This window comes from Photobacterium lucens (assembly GCF_009873615.1).
Lineage (GTDB): Bacteria > Pseudomonadota > Gammaproteobacteria > Enterobacterales > Vibrionaceae > Photobacterium > Photobacterium lucens.
The window spans coordinates 1-3,971 of sequence record NZ_SSMG01000251.1 but is presented as its reverse complement, the minus strand read 5'-3'; the positions used below and the strand labels follow the sequence as shown (position 1 = coordinate 3,971).

General features: G+C 38.7%; 4 protein-coding genes. All 4 read right to left on the bottom strand.

From position 1 onward, the window contains the following. Positions 1 to 106: 106 nt before the first annotated feature. The 4 genes from E5A76_RS10940 to E5A76_RS10925 all read right to left on the bottom strand — a co-directional run bounded on the left by E5A76_RS10940 (position 107) and on the right by E5A76_RS10925 (position 3,810). Complete coding sequence (locus tag E5A76_RS10940; protein ID WP_053988936.1) at positions 107 to 526, bottom strand: PACE efflux transporter; 420 nt, start codon at positions 524 to 526, stop codon at positions 107 to 109. A gap of 123 nt (positions 527 to 649) precedes the next feature. Beyond that, on the bottom strand, positions 650 to 1,642 hold the full coding sequence (locus E5A76_RS10935) for a RelA/SpoT domain-containing protein (protein ID WP_161118950.1): 993 nt from the start codon (positions 1,640 to 1,642) through the stop codon (positions 650 to 652). Between the two features lie 166 nt (positions 1,643 to 1,808). After that, complete coding sequence (locus E5A76_RS10930; RefSeq protein WP_053988934.1) at positions 1,809 to 2,018, bottom strand: KTSC domain-containing protein; 210 nt, start codon at positions 2,016 to 2,018, stop codon at positions 1,809 to 1,811. A gap of 199 nt (positions 2,019 to 2,217) precedes the next feature. Next, positions 2,218 to 3,810 (bottom strand): BCCT family transporter, encoded by a 1,593-nt coding sequence (locus E5A76_RS10925; protein WP_053988933.1) that lies wholly within the window; start codon positions 3,808 to 3,810, stop codon positions 2,218 to 2,220. Positions 3,811 to 3,971 lie beyond the last annotated feature (161 nt).

Sequence of the window (3,971 nt, the reverse complement as noted above, 5' to 3'; positions counted from 1 at the left end):
TGCATTTTAACTCTCGACTATATTTGGACATAAAAGACCCCCAATAATTGGTGTCCAACTATTGGGGGTCACTTCATCTTGAGGGCTTTTTTAGTAGCAGCGCCAATTAGTGTGCCACTTCAGGTACTGGGAAAATCTTATCGTACGCAAGGTTATAAACATAAGCGTAGATCAAGTAGAAAATCACCATACCGATATCAAGTAAGAAAGCTTCCCATAGTGAAACTTTCAAGAACCAAGATAAAATTGGAATCGTTACAATCAATAAACCTGCTTCAAAACCAATGCTATGCACAATACGCTGCACTGTCGTTTTATTTAAGGTGTTATAACGACGAGCCATAAAGCGATCAAACCAATGGTTATAAAGGTAGTTCCAACCTGTAGCTAAAAAGGAAAACGCAATACCGATTGCTCCAACATGACCAGAATCATAGCCGAATTGACTCAACACACCAACTAACAGCACTAATCCAATAATTTCAAAACAAACGGCATGACGAATACGATCAAAACGTGTTCTCATCACAAACAACCTCAGTACAACTTTTCTTATATTTTATAAATACCTAAAAGGAATATAGAGATTATAAGCAAATTTCTATGCCTAACAAGCTAGATACTATCCGAAAAACGGATAGTTATGTGGTTATTTCATTAACTCAGACGCTTTACATTTTGCTTTAGCGTTCAAACTTAGTGTATTCATCGCATGGTGTTTTGCCGCATGATGCAGCGCATTTTTCTCAGCTTGAAGCTGCTCTACTTGCTCACGCAGTTTATTAATAAGTTCTTGAGAGCCTTGTTGTTTAGACTCATTTTGTTCTAGTAATTTGAACAAGTTTGCCACTTCTTGCGCATTTTCTTCGCTCTTTTTAGTGATCTCATCAATTGCATGTTGATGATGTTCAAGCTCACCGACTAGCTGTTTTACGAATGATCCCATCTCATCAGCAGAACCTGCCAACCGATTAAATATTAATAAGAACGAGCATACTTGTTCATTATGAGAGAAGTTTGGGTATCGAATTTTATGGTCAATTTCAGTCCAACCTTCTTCAAAAATGGTTCGCACTTGTACTTCGGTATATACCACACGGTTTAATGGCTGTGATCCAAACACATAATGAAGCGAACGATAACCGGCTGGGTGCACTTTAACGACCACATCATCAGGTAAATCTGCAAAGACTTTATCATCCCCACTACGAACGTAATAAATCGGCGCTTCTGCGTTTTTCCACTCTTGGCACAGGTAATCGTGAATAGGTAAGCAATCTTCTTTAAACAAATGTAGCGCACGTACACCAATTAAATCGGTAACAATGCTGTCGTAGTTGGTCTCATTAATACCAACGTATTTTTCTTTAAATGTCGGCGTATTAGGTTGAGTTTTTCGAACAATCTTTTCCATTAAGTGCTGCGGATCTTTTACCCGCCAGCGAACAGAATGTACCTGTTGGCATCGTTGAATAATGCGTGCGTACATTTCTGCGGTTTCTTTTAATTGTTCGATATTTGCTTCATGGTTCAAACCAATTTGATGAAGTGTTTGCCAATCAATAGCACTGGCTTGCCACTCTTCTTGGCTAATGCGATTTGCTTTTAAAAAGCTCTCTTCGGTGAGTTCTGCTACTGACATTTTGCCTACCATAATGTTATGTAATAAGCGTAATTCCCATCATCGATTACGCTATATTACAGTCAAAAATAGGCTGGCTGGACTTATTAATCAATCAGTATTTAAGCCGAAAAATGCAATTTAAAGATACGATAGCGTCATGAAAATAAGCGCATAACTTGATTCATTACACTTGGTTATAGACTGGCTTGATATGGCTATTAAGATGCTCTTCTACCGATTCCGCTGAAGCAAAATGATAAAAAGCATATTTGGAAACGTCAGAAAAGACGCAATACGGTTGGCGCTGCCCTAAATCGACATAAAGCTCGTTGTTAGCCTCATTGTGGCCGATTTTACGAATTGAGCTCGATTCTACGGTGATCCAATTAATCATTACAGTGACTCCATTCACTTCTCTATTACTGATCTCAGTTTGCAAAAAGGCGTTGATTTACGCCAGTAGAAGACAAACTAAATAACGTAATTATTTTAAATTTAAGGGATCGATCACTTTGTATTATTTGTTGGAATTGATGTTGAAAAAAAAGCCGACAAATCTGCCGGCTTCATTCTAATTCGTATTTTAGCTTTACTTATCGATACAAGTGTCGCTCACTGTTCAAGCCTTTAATTAGGCTCACACAGGTAAACAACAAAATAAAGCTAAATGGCAATGCTGTAATAACAACCCCTGACTGCAATGCCTCTAATGCTTGTGAACCACCGACCCAAAGTAAAATAGCAGCAATAACACCTTCAATAGTTGCCCAGAAGATACGTTGAGGCACAGGCGCATCCAATTTACCACCAGCGGTAATGCTATCAATAACCAGTGATGCTGAATCTGATGATGTTACAAAGAACACCAAAATCAAGACAATCGATAGCACAGAAAGAAACATGCTCATTGGCATTGCATCGTAAACGTAGAACAAGGTTAATGAGATATCTTGTAAACCGTTCATGCCTAGTTGACCCACTTTATTAGCGAGTTGCTCTACAGCAATACCACCAAAGACTGAGAACCAACAAATAATGACGCAGGTTGGAATAACCAGTACAGAGAAAACAAACTGACGAACAGTGCGCCCTTTTGATACACGGGCAATGAAGATACCAACGAACGGAGTAAATGAGATCCACCAAGCCCAGTAGAAAATTGTCCAGCCATGAAGGAAAGTAGTATCAGTTCGACCAATTGGATTACTTAGCGCAACAAAGTTTTTTGCATAATCCATAACGCCTTGTGGTAATACATGAATAACAGTTTCGATGTTAAGTGCAGCAACAAGAATAAGTAGCCCAACAACAAAAAAGATATTAATGTTACTCAATAGTTTAACGCCACCTTCAATACCGCGAACGACTGAGAAAATCGCCACAGACGTGACACCTGCAATGATACCAAACTGCATACCTAGCTCGCCGTGCGTACCAAATACATAGTTAATACCACTTACCGCCTGTTGCGCACCTAAACCAAGCGATGCAACAAGACCAAATAAGGTAGAAACCACAGCAAGAATATCAACAACGTTGCCTAACCACCCCCACACTCTATCACCGAAAATTGGGAACAATAATGAACGGATAGAAAGCGGTAAATTTTTGTTATAAGCAAAAAATGCTAAAGCCAGTGCAGCGATACCGTAAACAGACCAACCTGTAATACCCCAGTGGAAAAAGCTCGTTGCAATCGCTAATTGCCTCGCTTCTTGTGAATAACCAATAGCATTAAAAGGTGTACCATACCAATCGGTATACAGCGCTGCTGGCTCTGCAACACCAAAGAACATCACACCACTTGCAAGACCTGCTGCAAATAACATGGCACTCCATGAAATGGTTGAGTGCTCAGGTTCGGCATCTTTGCCACCAATACGAATCTTGCCTAATGGCGAAACCATTAACAGCACACAGAACACAAAGAGCATATTCATCATCCACATGAAGTAGCCATCGAACTGCTCAAGAATGCCATTTCGCATATTATTTAATGTTGTTTTTGCTGTCTGAGGATCAACAATCAACATCACAGCAATAAAGATCAGAATTAATAATGCACTAATACCAAATACGGGTTTATGGATGTCAAAACCCCAACGTTGGATATTATCTTGTCCAACTTGATAATCAGTCGTTTCTATACTGTATTTACTACTTACTTTTTCCGTCGAAGTATTCAAAAAAACCTACCTTGTTATGTAAATCCAATAATATTATTTAGACCACTAAACAATATTTGAGCACAACCATAACAACCAAGAGTACAAACAACAAACAAAACAAGATTCTTATGGTCATTACTTACATAAAAATTACATAACCTAGGTATTTATTATTTATC